This is a genomic window from Amycolatopsis sp. NPDC003861, assembly GCF_053605405.1.
Window position 1 is genome coordinate 1 of the sequence record NZ_JBSGJD010000097.1, and the last position, 15,174, is coordinate 15,174.

Annotated in this window: 13 protein-coding genes; 9 read left to right on the top strand and 4 right to left on the bottom strand. The window is 73.3% G+C overall.

All coding sequences use genetic code 11. The features are described from left to right. The 5 genes from ACWEVN_RS23735 to ACWEVN_RS23755 form a co-directional block, all read left to right on the top strand. Positions 1–3,864, top strand: a 3,864-nt coding sequence (locus tag ACWEVN_RS23735; RefSeq protein WP_452052715.1) for an amino acid adenylation domain-containing protein, incomplete at its 5' end; no start/stop codon positions are given. Positions 3,865–3,866: 2 nt separating this feature from the next. Further along, positions 3,867–4,280, top strand: coding sequence for an aspartate 1-decarboxylase (panD, locus tag ACWEVN_RS23740; RefSeq protein WP_449681763.1), 414 nt, complete (start codon positions 3,867–3,869; stop codon positions 4,278–4,280). Positions 4,281–4,347: 67 nt separating this feature from the next. Further along, positions 4,348–5,370, top strand: coding sequence for an ABC transporter substrate-binding protein (locus tag ACWEVN_RS23745; protein WP_449681762.1), 1,023 nt, complete (start codon positions 4,348–4,350; stop codon positions 5,368–5,370). An 11-nt stretch (positions 5,371–5,381) separates the two neighbouring features. Next, positions 5,382–5,591, top strand: coding sequence for an MbtH family protein (locus tag ACWEVN_RS23750; protein WP_191306322.1), 210 nt, complete (start codon positions 5,382–5,384; stop codon positions 5,589–5,591). A gap of 43 nt (positions 5,592–5,634) precedes the next feature. After that, a complete protein-coding gene (locus ACWEVN_RS23755; protein WP_449681761.1) occupies positions 5,635–6,585 on the top strand; it encodes an RICIN domain-containing protein in 951 nt (316 codons plus the stop codon). A gap of 40 nt (positions 6,586–6,625) precedes the next feature. Here ACWEVN_RS23755 and ACWEVN_RS23760 read toward each other — a convergent pair whose 3' ends face one another. Genes ACWEVN_RS23760 through ACWEVN_RS23770 form a run of 3 tightly spaced genes read right to left on the bottom strand, consistent with a single transcriptional unit; the run spans position 6,626 to position 10,958 of the window. Beyond that, positions 6,626–8,377: an ABC transporter ATP-binding protein gene (locus ACWEVN_RS23760; protein WP_452052716.1), complete on the bottom strand. Its 1,752-nt coding sequence runs from the start codon at positions 8,375–8,377 to the stop codon at positions 6,626–6,628. Beyond that, a complete protein-coding gene (locus ACWEVN_RS23765; protein WP_452052717.1) occupies positions 8,374–10,044 on the bottom strand; it encodes an ABC transporter ATP-binding protein in 1,671 nt (556 codons plus the stop codon). The genes ACWEVN_RS23760 and ACWEVN_RS23765 overlap by 4 nt, the downstream gene beginning before the upstream one ends. Before the next feature lie 53 nt (positions 10,045–10,097). Beyond that, positions 10,098–10,958, bottom strand: coding sequence for a hypothetical protein (locus ACWEVN_RS23770; protein ID WP_452052718.1), 861 nt, complete (start codon positions 10,956–10,958; stop codon positions 10,098–10,100). Between the two features lie 44 nt (positions 10,959–11,002). On the opposite strand from ACWEVN_RS23770, the gene ACWEVN_RS23775 reads away from it, so the two are divergent. Together ACWEVN_RS23775 and srmL are read left to right on the top strand one after the other, a co-directional pair. Beyond that, on the top strand, positions 11,003–11,515 hold the full coding sequence (locus ACWEVN_RS23775) for a DinB family protein (RefSeq protein ID WP_449681757.1): 513 nt from the start codon (positions 11,003–11,005) through the stop codon (positions 11,513–11,515). A 225-nt stretch (positions 11,516–11,740) separates the two neighbouring features. After that, the gene (srmL, locus tag ACWEVN_RS23780; protein WP_452052719.1) at positions 11,741–12,868 is read left to right on the top strand and encodes a PheS-related mystery ligase SrmL; all 1,128 of its coding nucleotides are present in this window, start codon (positions 11,741–11,743) and stop codon (positions 12,866–12,868) included. Here srmL and ACWEVN_RS23785 read toward each other — a convergent pair. Next, on the bottom strand, positions 12,837–13,448 hold the full coding sequence (locus ACWEVN_RS23785; RefSeq protein WP_452052720.1) for a dihydrofolate reductase family protein: 612 nt from the start codon (positions 13,446–13,448) through the stop codon (positions 12,837–12,839). The two genes, srmL and ACWEVN_RS23785, sit on opposite strands and share 32 nt — an antisense overlap. Before the next feature lie 104 nt (positions 13,449–13,552). Here ACWEVN_RS23785 and ACWEVN_RS23790 point away from each other — a divergent pair, with 104 nt between their 5' ends. Together ACWEVN_RS23790 and ACWEVN_RS23795 are read left to right on the top strand one after the other, a co-directional pair. Beyond that, positions 13,553–14,440 carry a LysR family transcriptional regulator gene (locus tag ACWEVN_RS23790; protein WP_452052721.1) on the top strand — a complete coding sequence of 296 codons (888 nt, stop codon included), beginning with the start codon at positions 13,553–13,555 and terminating at the stop codon, positions 14,438–14,440. Then, positions 14,437–15,147, top strand: coding sequence for an MBL fold metallo-hydrolase (locus ACWEVN_RS23795; protein ID WP_449681753.1), 711 nt, complete (start codon positions 14,437–14,439; stop codon positions 15,145–15,147). The genes ACWEVN_RS23790 and ACWEVN_RS23795 overlap by 4 nt, the downstream gene beginning before the upstream one ends. Positions 15,148–15,174 lie beyond the last annotated feature (27 nt).

Consider the following 15,174-nt stretch of genomic DNA (forward strand, 5'->3'; position numbering starts at 1 on the left):
CGGCGCGGCCGAGGAAGTCCAGGGCCCCGTCGGCGCGGTGGCGGACCAGGTCGCCGGCCCGCGCTCACCGCCGAACGGTTCGTCGCCTCGCCGTTCGAACCGGGGGAGCGGATGTACCGCACCGGCGACCTGGTCCGCCGCCGCGCCGACGGGGCCCTGGACTTCCTCGGCCGCGCCGACCAGCAGATCAAGATCCGCGGCTTCCGCGTCGAACCCGGCGAAGTCGAGGCCGTGCTGACGACCGACGCCGCGGTGGCGCGCGCGGCCGTGACCGCCCGGGAGAACCGGCTGATCGCCTACGTTTCGCCCTCGGGTGACCCGGTCGCGCTGCGGGCGCTGCTCGCCGGGCGGCTGCCGGAGCACCTGGTGCCGTCGGCGATCGTCGTCCTGCCCGAGCTGCCGGTGAACGCCAACGGCAAGCTCGACCGCGCCGCGCTGCCCGACCCGGAGGTCCGCGCGTCCGGACGGCTCGCCCGGACCCCGGCCGAGCAGGCGCTGTGCGAGCTGTTCGCCGACGTCCTCGGCGTGCCGTCGGTCGGCCCGGACGACGGGTTCTTCACCCTCGGCGGCCATTCGCTGCTGGCGACCCGGCTGGTCAGCCGGATCCGCGCGCTGCTCGGCGTCGAAGTGCCGATCCGGGCGGTGTTCGACGCGCCGACCCCGGCCCGGCTGGCCGAAGCCCTGGACCCCGGGCGGGGCCGTCGCCCGGCGCTGGTCCCGGCCGCGCGCCCGGAGGTCCTGCCGCTGTCGTTCGCGCAGCAGCGGCTGTGGTTCCTCGACCGCCTCGACGGGCCGTCCGCGACCTACAACATCCCGTGGGCGTGGGACCTGACCGGCCCGGTCGACGTCGACGCGCTGCGGGCCGCGCTGGGTGACGTCGTGGCGCGTCACGAGGTCCTCCGGACGCTCCTGGTCGAAGAGCAGGGCACGCCCCGGCAGGTCGTCCTCGGCGAGGCCGTCCCGGTGCTGGTCACCGAGACGGCGGCCGACCTCGGCGAGCGCGTCGCCGCGGCGGCGTCGTACTGCTTCACCCTGGACGCCGAAATCCCGATCCGGGCCACGCTCGTCTCGGCCGGACCGGACCGGCACGTGCTGGTGCTGCTGGTGCACCACATCGCGGGTGACGGCTGGTCGCTGCCGCCGCTGAAGCGGGACCTCGACACCGCCTACGCGGCCCGGCTGCGCGGTGAGCGTCCACAGTGGACGCCGTTGCCGGTGCAGTACGCCGACTACACGCTGTGGCAGCGGGAGATGTTCGGCCGCGCCGACGACCCGGACAGCCTCCTCGGCCGGCAGGCCGCGTTCTGGCGGGACACCCTCGCAGGCATCCCCGACGAGCTGCCCCTCCCGGCCGACCGGCCACGCCCGGCGCGGTCGACCAACCGCGGTGCCGCCGTGCCGTTCACCGTGCCCGCGTCCGTCCACAAGGGACTGCGGGACCTGGCCCACCGCAGCGACACGAGCACGTTCATGGTCCTGCAGGCGGTGCTGGCCGCGTTGCTGACCCGGCTCGGCGCGGGCACCGACATCCCCCTGGGGACGCCGGTGGCCGGCCGGTCCGACCACGCCCTGGAGGAGCTCGCCGGGTTCTTCGTCAACACCCTCGTGCTGCGGACCGACACCGGCGGCGACCCGACGTTCCGGCAGCTGCTGGACCGCGTCCGGGAGGCCGACCTGGCGGCCTACGCCCACCAGGACCTGCCGTTCGAGCACCTCGTCGAGCTGCTCAACCCGCCGCGGTCGCTGTCCCGGCACCCGCTGTTCCAGGTCATGCTCGCGGTCTACCACGCGGGTGCGGAGCCGGAACGGCTGCTCGGGCTGCCCGCGGCCCACCGGGACACCGGGCTGCGGCAGGCCAAGTTCGACCTGTCGTTCGACCTGGTCGAGACGCCCGAGGGCATCGACGGCGACCTCGAATACAGCCTCGACCTCTTCGACGAGCCGACCGCCCGGACGCTCACCGAGCGCCTGGTGCGGGTGATGGCGGCGGTCGTCGCCGACCCGGACCGGCCGCTGAGCCGCCTCGACGTCCTCGACGCTCCGGAGCGGGACCGCATCCTGCGGGACTGGGGTGCCGGGGCGCCGCTGACACTCCCCGCGCCGACGGTCGTCGACCGGCTGGCGGCCCAGGTGGCGGCGACCCCGGACGCGACCGCGCTGAGCGACGCGTCGTCGAGCGTGACGTTCGCGGAGTTCGCCGCGCGGACCGACCGGCTCGCCCGGTGGCTCGCGTCGCAGGGCGCGGGGCCGGAGAAGGTCGTGGCGCTCGTGCTGCCGCGGTCGGCGGCGGTGGTCGAGGCGATCTTCGGCGTGTTCAAGACGGGCGCGGCCTACCTGCCGGTGGACCCGGACCAGCCGGCCGACCGGATCTCGGCGATCCTCGCCGACGCGGCTCCCGCACTGGTCCTCACCAGCCGTTCGCTTGCTTCGGCCGTCCCCGGTGCGCTGTGCGTCGAGGACATTGTGGACAGTGACGCCGCGCTCACCCCGCCGTCGCCCGCGAACCCGGCGTACGTGCTCTACACGTCCGGCTCGACGGGCAAGCCCAAGGGCGTGGTCATCCCGCATTCGGGGCTGGTCAACCTGTTCCACAGCCACCGCGAGACGCTCTACCGCCCGGCCGTCGCCGCGGCGGGGGGACGGCGGCTGCGCGTCGGGCACGCGTGGGCGTTCTTCTTCGACGCCTCCTGGCAGCCGCAGCTGTGGCTGCTCGACGGGCACGAAGTGCACGTCATCGACGACGACACCCGCCGCGACCCCGCGCGGCTGGCGGCGGTGGTGCGCGAGCGCGCGCTCGACTTCCTCGAACTCACGCCGTCGCACTTCGCGCAGCTGGCCGCGGCCGGGGTGATCGCGGACGGCCGGTGCGCGCTCGGCGTGGTCGGCGTCGGCGGTGAAGCGGTCTCGCAGACGTTGTGGGAGACGCTGTCGTCGATGCCGGGCACGGAGGCGTACAACCTCTACGGCCCCACCGAGGCCACGGTGGACGCGCTGGTCGGCCGCTTCGGCGACGCCGACCGGCCGGTGGTCGGCCGTCCGGTGCACAACACCCGCGCGTACGTCCTCGACGGCGGCCTCGCGCCGGTGCCCGCCGGGGTGCCCGGCGAGCTGTACCTCGCCGGCGCCGGGCTGGCCCGCGGCTACCACGGGCGTCCCGGGCTCACCGCCGAACGGTTCGTCGCCTCGCCGTTCCGGCCGGGGGAGCGGATGTACCGCACCGGCGACCTGGTGCGCTGGCGACCGGACGGGCAGCTGGAGTACCTCGGCCGCACCGACGACCAGGTCAAGCTCCGCGGCTTCCGGATCGAGCCCGGCGAGATCGAGACGGCCCTGACCCGGCACGAGGACGTCTCGCAGGCGCTGGTTCTCGTCCGCGACGAACGGCTGATCGCCTACACGACCCCGGAGACCGCGGATCCGGTGCGGCTGCGGGAGTTCCTCGCCCGGACGCTGCCGGAGTACATGGTGCCCGCGGCGATCGTCCCCCTCGACGCGTTCCCCGTGACCCCCAACGGGAAGCTGGACCGGGCGGCGTTGCCGGTGCCCGAGTTCGAAACCCGCGGCCGGGCCCCCGAAACGGCCACGGAGAAGGCGCTCTGCGAGATCTTCGCGGAGGTCCTGGACGTCGCCGCCGTCGGCGCCGACGACGACCTGTTCACCCTCGGCGGCCACTCGATGCTGCTGGTGGTCCTGCGCAACCGGATCACCGAGCGGCTCGGGACCGAACTGCCGATCGCCGAGTTCTTCCGCACCCCCACCGCGGCCGGACTGGCCGCGCTGGTGCATCCGGGGCTTCGCCCCGGGCCGGGGGCTCCGCCACCCGGAACCCCCGAAAAGAAGCTGTTGACCTACGACACGGAGTAAATGTGCACCGCACCCTGATGAACGCCAAGATCCACCGCGCCACCGTCACCCAGGCCGACCTGCACTACGTCGGCTCGCTGACCATCGACGCGGACCTGATGGCCGCCGCGGACATCGTCGAGGGGGAGCAGGTCCAGGTCGTCGACATCACCAACGGCGCCCGGCTGGAGACCTACGCCATCACCGGCGAGCCCGGGTCCGGGGTGATCGGCGTCAACGGCGCCGCGGCGCACCTCGTGCACCCCGGCGACCTCGTCATCATCATCACCTACGCGCAGGTGGAGGAGGCCGAGCGCGCCGGGCACCGGCCGCGGGTGGTGCACGTCGACGCGGACAACCGGCAGGTCCACCTCGGACACGACCCCGCCGAGCCGGTGCCGGGAGCGGAAGCGCAGCTTTCGGGCCGTGGGCGCTGACACAGTTGCTTTTGCGAGGCTTACCTAAATAAGGTATGCCTAAGTTACTGGTCTGCGAGAGGTGCTCATGTCCTTGTTCCCAGCCGCCGGGCTCAGCCGGCGTGGTTTCCTGATCGGCGCGGGCGGCGTCGCGGCTGCCGCGGCCCTCACCGCGTGCGGCAGCGGCGACGACAAGCAGGCGGCCGGCGCCTCCGGCCCGTGGGAGTTCACCGACGACCGCGGCCAGAAGGCCGCGCGCGACCAGCGTCCGGCGCGGGTGGTGGCCTACGCCAGCTCGGCCGCCGCGCTGTGGGACTACGGCGTCCGCCCGGTCGGCGTGTTCGGCCCGCAGAAGAAGGCCGACGGCGGCAAGGAGATCCAGGCCGGCAACATCGACCTCAACGCCGTCACCTCGATCGGCAACGCCTGGGACGACTTCAGCATGGAGAAGTTCGCCGCGCTGAAGCCGGACCTGGTCGTCACCGGCCTGACCGGCACCAAGCCGACGGACATGTGGGTGCTCACCGACGACCTCGGCCCCAAGGTGCAGCAGGTCGCGCCGATCGTCGCGCTCTCGGAGTACAAGGTCACGCTGCCCAAGGTGATCGAGCGCTACTCGCAGCTGGCGGTCGCGCTGGGCGGCGACGCGAACTCGGAAACCATGAAGAAGGCCAAGGAGGACTTCGACAAGGCGTCCGAAGACCTGCGCGCGGCGGCCAAGGAAAAGGCCGGCCTCAAGGTCCTGGTGCTCTACGGCGACAAGGACGGCCTGTACATCGCGAAGCCGGACTTCTTCGCCGACCTCGCGTACTACCGCGAGCTCGGCCTGGACATCGTCTCCGGCGGCGGCAGCGAGGACTACTGGGAGCAGCTGTCCTGGGAGCAGGCGGGCAAGTACCCGGCCGACCTGATCCTGACCGACTCGCGCTCGTACGCGCTGCCGCGGGCCCAGATGACGCAGTTCCCGACCTGGAACCAGCTGCCCGCGGTCAAGGCGAACCAGCTCGGCGACTGGTCGGCCGAGCCGCGCTTCAACCACCTGCTCGCCACGCCGGTCATCCAGCAGCTGACCGCGCTGGTGAAGGGTGCCCGCACGGACATCACCGCCTGAGGAGGCCCGCGATGACCAACCCGTTCGAAGACCCGTCGGCGACGTACCTGGTCCTGGTGAACGCCGAGAACCAGCACAGCCTGTGGCCGGAGTTCGCGGACGTCCCGGCCGGCTGGACGGTCGCCTTCGGCCCGTCGTCCCGCCAGGAGTGCCTGGACCACGTGGAAGCGAACTGGACGGACATGCGCCCGAAGTCCCTGGCCGACGCCATGGACGCCTGACCACCCTCCAGCACGGCACGCCGGAAGCCATTCGGCTTCCGGCGTGCCGTCCATTCAGCCCTGGCGCATTCAATTCGGTATCCCCCGGTCTGTCCGGATCGCTATCGTCCGCCGGGTGAAAATCACTTCGCGCATCTTCGCCGTCATCGCGGCCGCAGCGGCACTGGGATGGGGAGTCACCGCTCCCGCGATGGCCGAAACCAATCAGACGCTCGAAATCAAGAACGTCGCCCTGGGCAAATGCCTCGGTGTCGGGGCGCCGACCTATGCCTGGCTGACGGTGGAAACCTGCACCGGGGCGCAAACCCAGCAGTGGGAGCGGATTCCGGTGGACGGGGACAAGGTGATCCTCCGCAACCTCGGTGACCGCACCTGCGTCAAGGGGATGAACAATGTCGTCCGCTTCGAATGCGACGACGAGGACGAAGACCAGTACTGGGTGCTCGGCGGCGAGAAGCTGACGCACGCCAAGACGGGCCGGGTGGCCGACACCGTCCTGTACGACAACTTCGGCGTGTTCCTGAACGACGCGGGCCGCAGCGACTACCAGCGGTGGCAGGTCAGGGTCACCGGGACCGCGCCGGCCCCGCCGCCGGACACCACCGGCCAGGTCGTCCAGGTCAAGAGCGTGTCGGAGCGCAAGTGCGCCGAGGCCAGTGGCACCGCCGTGAAGCAGGCCGACTGCGCCGCCGCGGTGGCACAGAAGTTCCAGCGGGTCGAGCTCGGCGAAGGCGTGACCCAGCTGCGCAACCTCGCGACCGGCACCTGCCTGCGCACCGGGTCGTCCGGATCGCCCCGCGTCGACCTGGTGAGTGCCTGTGCCGCGGACGACCCGGCGCAGCAGTGGCGGATCGAGCCGGACCTGATCGGCACGGTCCGGGTGCGCAACGTCGCCAGCGGCAACTACCTCATTCCGAGCGGAAGCGGCACCATCTCGACCTCCGCGCGCACGTCCCTGGCGAACTGGCAGAAGTGGAGCCTGACCGCCGCCTGATCCGACCCGCGGTGCCGGCCGGGGCCGGCCGGCACCGGCGTCAGGCGCGCTGCCCGGACCAGGCCGCCCACAGCTTCGCGTACCGGCCGCCGGCGGCGACCAGGTCGTCGTGGGTTCCGGACTCCACGACCGCACCCTCGTCGAGGACCACGATCCGGTCGGACGCCGCCGCCTGGGTGAGGCGGTGGGCCACCACCAGCGCCGTGCGTCCCTCCAGGGCCGCCGCGGCCGCCGACTCCAGGACCTTCGAGCCCGCGCTGCCCGCCTCCGCCGTGGCCTCGTCGAGGATCGCGATCGGCGGGTCCGCCAGCACCAGCCGTACCAGCGCCAATTGCTGCGCCTGCGTCACCGTCAGCTGATGCCCGCCTTCGCCGACGACCGTCGCCAGCCCGTCCGGCAGCGACGAGACCCACGTGAGCGCCCCCACCTTGGCCAGCGCCTCCCGCAGTTCGGCGTCCGTCGCCTCCGGGCGGGCCAGCCGCAGGTCGTCGGCCAGCGTCCCCGCGAAGACGTGGACCTCCTGGCTGATCAGCCCGACGGTCCGCCGGGTGGCTTCCGGCCCCAGCTCGTCCAAGGACACGCCGCCGAGCGTCACCGAGCCCGCGTCCGGGCGGTGGATGCCGGCGATCAGCTTGGCCAGCGTCGTCTTCCCGGCCCCGCTCGCGCCGACCAGCGCCACCCGTTCCCCGGGCGCGACGCCGAGGTCGACGTCGCGCAGCACCGGGTGTCCGTCCACATAGGAGTAACCGATCCCCGCCGTCTTCACCGAAGCGTCGACCGGCCGGGACGGCTGCGCGGGGGAAGCTTCGGCGGGCAGATCCGCGACGCCGATCAGCCGCGCGAGGCTGGCCGCGGCCGCCTGCGCGTCGTCGACCAGCGCCAGCGCCGTCGTGATGGGCCCGAACAGGCTGTGGAAGTACAGGGCCGCGGCCGTCGCGACACCGACGGTCACCGCGTCCGCGCCCACCAGCACGAACCCGAGCGCCAGCACGGCCGACAGCCCGATGAACTCCGCCAGGTTGAGCCGCGCGTAGAACCGCGTGACCAGGCGGATGCCCTGCAGCGCCAGCGACACCGCCGCGTCGGACCGCTCGCGGACCCGGTTCAGGTGCGTGTCCGCGAGCCGGAACGCCCGGACCGTCTTCGCGCCGCCGATGGTGTCCAGCAGCTGCTGCTGTTGCGTCCCGACCGCCTCGCGCTGCGCGGCGTACAACGGCTTCGCGCGCGGCACGTACCAGCGCACGGTCCACAGCTGGACCGGCACGGCCAGGAGCGCGGCCAGCAGGAACCGCCAGTCCAGCACGGCCAGCGCCCCGAGGGTCAGCACGACCGTCAGCACCGACCGGCCCAGCTCGGGCAGCGCCTGCCGGACGCCCTCGGCGACCACCGAGACGTCGTTCGTCACCCGGGCGGTGAGGTCGCCGGACCCGGCGCGTTCGAGCTGTTCGAGCGGCAGGCCGAGGGCGCGTTCGACGAACCGTTCGCGCAGCTCGGCCAGGATCGTCTCGCCCAGCCGCGCCACCAGCGACACGCCGATCGCCGTCGCCACCGCCTGCGCCACCGCGACGAGCACCAGCCCCACCACCGGCGTGACGAGTTCCGCAGCCGGGCGGTGCGTCGCGACCAGGTCGACGACCCGGCCGAGCAGCGGCGCGGTCAGCAGGCCGATCGCCGTGGCCGCGAACAGCATCGTGAACGCGGCCGCCGCGCGGCCCTTCGCCCGGCCGATGAGCTCGCCGAGGACGGCGCGGATCCGCCGTCCGTCGGCCACGGGCAGGAGTTCGCGGGTCATGACAGCACCGCCGCTCGGTAGTCGGGACGGCCGGCCAGCTCGGCGTGACTGCCTTCGCCCGCGACCCGCCCGTCGTCGAGCAGGACGACGCGGTCGGTGGCGGCCAGCAGCGCCGGGCTGGTGGTGACGAGGATGGTGGTGCGGCCGCGCCGCAGGCCGGCGAGCCCCGCGGCGATCCGGGCCTCGGTGACGGTGTCGACGGCGGTCGTCGGGTCGTGCAGGACCAGCACCGGCGCGTCGGCGGCGAGCGCCCGGGCGAGCGCGACCCGCTGCCGCTGCCCGCCCGAGAGCGACCGCCCGCGTTCGGTGACGGCGGTCGCGACGCCGTCGGGCAGCGCGCTCGCCACCTCGTCCACGGCGGCCGCGGTCATCGCTTCGGCGGTCTTCGGGCCGGTCTCGATGTTCTCGGCGACCGTGCCGGCGAACAGGTCCGCGTCGTGCGCGGCGACCAGTACCACCTCGCGCACCCGACTCGGGTCCACAGTGGACAGGTCCACCGAGTCGACCGAGACCGAGCCGCCCGCGGGATCGGCGGCGCGGCCCAGGCAGTCGAGGAGGTCCGTCGCGGCGACCGGGTCGGTGGCCACCACGCCGAGCAGCTCGCCCGGCCGTACTTCGAAGCCGACGTCCCGCAGGGCACCGCGGTTCAGCGCGGACAGCTTGACGTGCCCGGCCGCCGGCACCGGCAGCGTCGCGTCCCCGGTGCCGACGGCGGGCGGCGCGTTCAGCACGTCGGCGATGCGGGCGGCCGACGCGCGGCCCTGCGCGAGTTCGCCGTTGACCCACGAGAAGATCGAGAACGGCGTGATCAGGTACTGCGCGAGCCCGACCGCGGCGACCAGGTCGCCGACGCTGATCTCACCCGCCGCGGCGAGGTTGCCGCCGACCAGGGCGACCACGGCGATGAAGATGCCGGTGAGCGCCAGCAGCGCGCCGTTGTGCCAGGCCTGGGCGCGGGCCGCGCGCAGGGTCGCCCGCAGCGAGTCCTGGCTGGTCCGGCGGTAGCGGTCGACGGCGGCGCGTTCGGCGCCGACGCCCTTCAGCACCCGCAGCCCGGCGACGAGGTCGGTGGCGACGCCCGAGGCGAACGCCGAGCGCTCCTGCTCGGCTTCGCTGCGGCGCTCCAGGGGCTTGCCGATGAGGTGCGCGAGATACAGCATCGGCGGCGTGCCCAGCAGCACGAGCAGGCCGAGCGGCAGCGACATGGTGAGCAGCGCGACGGCGCTGACCAGCAGCCCGGCCAGGCCGGCGACGCCGAAGGGGAGGACGCCGTTGACGGTGCCGACGCGCTTGGCGTCCGACGTCCCGATGCTCACCAGCTCCCCGGCGAGCGTGCCGGAATCGGCGACGCCGCCGGGGTGCAGCACGCGGCGACCGACGTCGAGGCGCAGGTCGTGGGCCGCGCGCTCGGCGGCCCGTTCGCCGAAGCGGGCTCCGAGCCGGTAGCTGGTGGACAGCGCGGCGAAGAGCACGCCCAGGACGGCCAGCCAGCTCAGCAGCGTGCCGATCGAGCCGCCCGCGACGGCCTGGTCGATGACCACGCCGATCACCACCGGGACCAGTGCTTCGCCGCCTTGGTGGGCCGCGGTCAGCAGCGCGGCGAGCGCCACCGATCGTCGTTGCCCGGCGATCGACCGGCGGAGGACCTGCCGTCCCGTCGTGCGCACCCGCGCCTCCCTCTCCAAAGCTGGGATAGGTAAGGCTAGTCTAAGTAAAGGAGTTACGGGAAAACGGTCGGCTTCGTCTCATTGCGCGATTCGGTCGCCGGTTCGCCGAACCGGGCCAGCGCGAGCGCGGCCGGCACGGCGAGGGCGAACCCGGCGACGGCGACGAGCGCGAAGCCGGGCCGGGTGCGGTCGCCGAGGGCGAGCACGCCGACCAGGGACGGGAAGACCGTCTCGCCGAGCACCATCATCGCGGTCGAAGTCGTGACGCTGCCGCGCTGCAACGCCGTCGCGTAGAACAGCATCGCCATCCCGCCGGCGATCGCGACCGTGTAGGTGGCCAGGTCGGTGAGAAGGTCGAGCGGGGCGAGGCTGGGGATGATCCGGCCGGCGATGGCGACGACGCCGAAGCACAGGCCGGCGACGAGTCCGAGCGCCGGGGTCCGGATCCGGCGGCTCGCCTTGCCTGCGGCGATCCCGGCCACGGCGAGCACGGCGACCGCGCCCACCAGACCGAGGCGGAAGCCGAGCCCGACGGGGTCCGAGCCCTCGCTTTCGGCGGCGGTGCCGAGCAGGGCGAGCCCGGCGCACACGACCACGACGGCCGCCCACTCCTTCTTGCCGAGCCGCACGCCGAGGAACCGCGCGGCGACGGCGGTCACGGCGAGGCTCGCGGCCAGCGCGGCCTGGACGACGAACAGCGGCAGGACGTGCAGGGCGGCGATCTGCGCGACGAACCCGAGGACGTCGAGGAAGAGGCCGAGCACGAACTTCCACTGGCCGAGCACGCGGACCAGCAGTTTGGGGTCGACGCCGTCGGCCCCGGTGTCGGTCGCGCGGGCGGCGACCGACTGCATCACCGAAGCCACGCCGTACGCGCATGCCGCGCCGAGGGCGCAGAGCAGTCCCCACCACATGCCGGTCACTCTATTTTGTCGGACCCGCGGGGTACGGTGCGGCCATGTCGAACACGAGTTCGAAGACGCACCGCCAGTGGCCCGCCCCGCTGGCGGCCGACGAGCTGCGTCTGCTGCTGGACTTCCTGCAGTTCCTCCGCGCGACGGCGGTGAACAAGCTGGCGGGGCTGACGGCGGTGCAGGCCTCGGCGACCCCGTTGCCCGCGTCGCCCCGGATGAGTGCGCTGGGGGTGGTGAAGCACCTGACAGCGGTCGAGCGCTGGTGGCTGGCGATCGAGGCGGGCGGGGCGGACCTGCCCTCGCTGTGGGCGGGCAGCCCGGACCCGAGCTGGGACGTCGGCCCGGACGACACGCCGGCCGCGGTGGTGGCGGCGTACAAGGCGGAGTGGGCACGGGTGGAAAAGGCGCTACGCGGGCTGGGCCCGGACGACCGGACACGGCGGCGGTCGGAGTTCACGGTGCGCTGGGTGGTGGCGCACGTCGTGCAGGAGACGGCGCGGCACGTGGGGCACCTGGACGTGCTGCGCGAACTGGCCGACGGAGAGGTGGGGGAGTGATCCGACGGTGAGGTGGCGGAGCGATCCGCGCGGGAAATCCGGGTGACAGGCGCGGCTATCCTGGACCCGTGGCCGTCGTTGCGGAATACCGCCGATTTACCGGCCCCCTGGCCCGTTCCGGGCGCCAGCGGGGGTCCGGTGCCATGACCGCAGCCTGAACCGCCGCCGGGTGTCCGGGCCAGGGGGACCCACGTCCTCAGCCGTCCCGAGCCCGGAGGTTCCGTCATGCCCGAAACACTCACCCCCGCCCAGCTCGCGCGCGATCTCGCCGTCCGCGACCTCACCGACCCGGCCGGCGGCCCCCATGCCGTCCGGCTCGTCGTCGACCAGGCCGTCGAGGCGCTCGCCGGCCGGTGGCCGTGCGCTGTCCGGCGATGGCCGGGCGAGCGCATCGTCACCGTGGCCGACAACTACGACAACCTCGGCTACGACCCGGCCGACGTCACGCGCGACGCCCGTTACACCCGGTACGTCGACACCGAGCACGTCCTGCGCAGCCACGCCACCGCCCTCGTCCCCGCCGCGCTGCGAGACCTGGCCGCGAACCCGGCCGACGACGTCCTGCTCGTGTGTCCCGGCCTCGTCTACCGCCGCGACAGCATCGACCGGCTGCACAGCGGCACGCCGCACCAGCTCGACCTCTGGCGGATCGTCCGCGGGACCGTCACCCGGGCCGACCTCGAGGACATGGTCGCCGCCCTCGTGCCGGGCCTGCGGTGGCGGCTCGAACCGCGCCGCCATCCGTACACAGTGGACGGTGCGCAGCTCGACGTCGAGCACGACGGGCGCTGGGTCGAGGTCGCCGAGTGCGGCCTCGCCCACCCCGCCGTCCTCGCGCGGGCCGGGCTCGGGGACAGCTGGTCCGGGCTGGCGCTCGGCCTGGGTCTCGACCGGATGGTCATGCTGCGCAAGGGCATCCCGGACATCCGGCTGCTGCGCTCCACCGAACCGGCCGTCGCCGCCCAGCTGACGGACCTCGCGCCGTACCGGCCGGTCTCCGCGCTGCCGCCGGTGCGCCGCGACCTGTCGATCGCGGTCTCGGCCGACGACCGCGCCGAAGACCTCGGCGACCGCGTCCGCGACGCCCTCGGCGAAGATGCCGACGTCGTCGAGTCGGTCGAGATCCGGCAGGAGACGCCGTACGCCCGGCTGCCGGCGCAGGCCCGGGCCCGCCTCGGTGCGACGCCGGACCAGAAGAACCTGCTCGTCCGCCTGGTGCTGCGGCCCGTGGACCGGACGCTGTCCGACCACGAGGCGAACGTCCTCCGGGATCGGGCCTACGCCGCCCTGCACCGGGGGAGCGGCCACGAGTGGGCCGGGCTCACCGGAGGACGCGATAGCGCAGGTGCGTGATCGAGGCCGTGGCCCGCGCGTCGATCTGCTCGAGGTTCAGCCGCGGGACGCCGTCGAAGAGCCGGACGCCGTCGCCGAGGGTGTACGGCGCGACGTGCAGCCGGAGCTCGTCGATCAAGCCGGCGGCGAGGTACTGGTTGACGGTGGTCGCGCCGCCGTGGACGGAGATCCCGCCGTCGCCGGCCGCCTCGCGGGCGCGGGCCATCGCGGCCTCGATGCCGTCGGTGACGAAGTGGAACGTGGTGCCGCCCGCCATCGGCTGCGGCTCGCGCGGGTGGTGGGTGAGCACGAACACCGGGCCGTGGTATGGCGGGTTGTCGCCCCACCACCCCGTCCACGGCCGGTCCCACTCGCCGCGCACCGGGCCGAACATGTTGCGCCCCATGATGAACGCCTTCGCCGTCAGCATCCGGCCGAACTCGGCGGGGTGCCGGTCGCGGCCTTCGCCGTACCAGGCGTGCAGCTTGTCGCCCCAGCCGTCGCCGCCGTCGTCGCCGAAGGGGCGCTGCTCGGTCTGGTGGTGCCCGGCGGCGTAGCCGTCGAGGGTGATCGTGAGGTCGCAGGTCACCTTGCCGGTCATGTCCGTGTCCTCCTCGGTCGGCTGTTCCGGCGCCCAGGATGGCGCAGGGCGTCACATGACGTCCAATGCCAATCGAGCCGACGAATCATTGATATTCTCGATGAATGCTGAACCTGGTCCAGCTCAAGGTCCTGGCCGCGGTGGCCCGTCACGGGTCGGTGACCGAAGCGGCCCGGGAACTCCACTATTCGCAGCCGTCGGTCAGCCACCACCTGGCCCGCCTGGAAGCGGCCACCGGCGCCCGGCTCGTGCAGCGGGCCGGCCGCGGGATCCGCCTGACGCCGGAAGGCCGCCTGCTGGCCGACCGCGCCGCCGAAATCGCCGGACGCGTGGCCGCGGCGGCCGAAGAACTGGCCGCGCAGGTCGGCCTGCGGTCCGGGCGCGTCCGGCTGGCCGCCAATGCCTCCGCGCTGAGCACCCTCGTGCCGCGGGCGGCCGCGTCGCTGGCGGAGGCACACCCGGGGCTCGAGCTGAGCCTGTTCGACCGGCATCCCGTCGAAGCACTGGACATGCTGCGCCGGGGAGAACTCGACGTCGCCCTCGTCTTCCAGCTCGCGGACGCCCCGGCCGAGGAGGACGGGGTCCGGTTCCGCCACCTCGCCGACGACCCGATCCACCTGATCAGCCGCCGGCCCGACGACAGCCTCGCCAGCCACCGCGACGCGGCCTGGATCGGCGGCTGCGACCGGTGCCGCGCGGAGCTGACGGCCGTCTGCGCGCAGGCGGGGTTCGTCCCGCGCCTCGGCACGTCCAGCGACGACATGGTCGTGGTGCAGTCCTTGGTCGCGGCTGGTCTCGGAGTCGCGATCCTGCCCGGGCTGGCGTTGCAGGCGCACCGCAATCCGGAAATCCACGCGACCGCAATCCCGGGCGTCCACCGAGGCATCCACGCGGCCACCTACGGCGACCCGCCGGACCCGCCCGCGGTGGCCGCCGTCCTGGCCGCTCTCACCCAGGCCGCCGCCGCGGGGCCCGTAGGGTGTCCGGCATGACTGATCGGCTCTACTTCCGGCAGCTGCTCGCCGGCCGTGACTTCGCCGTCGGGGATCCCGTGGCGACGCAGATGGTGAACTTCGCCTACCTCATCGGCGACCGCGAGACCCAGGACGCCGTCATCGTCGATCCCGCCTACGCCGTGCGGGATCTGCTCGACGTCCTGGCGCAGGACGGCATGCGGCTCACCGGGGTGCTGGCCACCCACCACCACCCCGACCACGTCGGCGGCGAGATGCTCGGCTTCTCCCTGCCCGGCATCGCCGAACTGCTCGCCGTCGAGCAGGTGCCGATCCACGTCAACGGCGCCGAAACCGAATGGGTCAAGCGGGTCACCGGTGTCTCCGGCACCGATCTGCGCGCCCACGACCACGACGACGTCCTCGAGGTCGGGGCCATCCCGATCCGGCTGCTGCACACGCCCGGGCACACTCCCGGCAGCCAGTGCTTCCTGGTCGAGGACAAGCTCGTCTCCGGCGACACGCTCTTCCTGGAAGGCTGTGGCCGCACCGACTTCCCCGGCGGTGACGCCGAGGAGATCTACCGCAGCCTGCAAGCGCTCGCCGGCCTGGCCGGTGACCCGGTCGTCTACCCCGGGCACCAGTACTCGGCCGAGCCGTCCGCCGCGCTGTCCGAAGTCAAGCGCAGCAACTTCGTCTACCGGCCGCGGTCGCTCGACGAATGGAAGGTCATGTTCGGCGGCTGAGCCAAGTCGTTCCACGGGCTGAAACAC

Bases quoted from the DNA above. Each gene is read 5' to 3' on its own strand.
- srmL (WP_452052719.1), top strand. From the start codon at position 11,741: ATGCCCGAAACACTCACCCCCGCCCAGCTCGCGCGCGATCTCGCCGTC.
- ACWEVN_RS23760 (WP_452052716.1), bottom strand. From the start codon at position 8,377: ATGACCCGCGAACTCCTGCCCGTGGCCGACGGACGGCGGATCCGCGCC.
- ACWEVN_RS23775 (WP_449681757.1), top strand. From the start codon at position 11,003: ATGTCGAACACGAGTTCGAAGACGCACCGCCAGTGGCCCGCCCCGCTG.
- ACWEVN_RS23795 (WP_449681753.1), top strand. From the start codon at position 14,437: ATGACTGATCGGCTCTACTTCCGGCAGCTGCTCGCCGGCCGTGACTTC.
- ACWEVN_RS23745 (WP_449681762.1), top strand. From the start codon at position 4,348: ATGTCCTTGTTCCCAGCCGCCGGGCTCAGCCGGCGTGGTTTCCTGATC.
- ACWEVN_RS23750 (WP_191306322.1), top strand. From the start codon at position 5,382: ATGACCAACCCGTTCGAAGACCCGTCGGCGACGTACCTGGTCCTGGTG.
- ACWEVN_RS23790 (WP_452052721.1), top strand. From the start codon at position 13,553: ATGCTGAACCTGGTCCAGCTCAAGGTCCTGGCCGCGGTGGCCCGTCAC.
- ACWEVN_RS23785 (WP_452052720.1), bottom strand. From the start codon at position 13,448: ATGACCGGCAAGGTGACCTGCGACCTCACGATCACCCTCGACGGCTAC.
- ACWEVN_RS23770 (WP_452052718.1), bottom strand. From the start codon at position 10,958: ATGTGGTGGGGACTGCTCTGCGCCCTCGGCGCGGCATGCGCGTACGGC.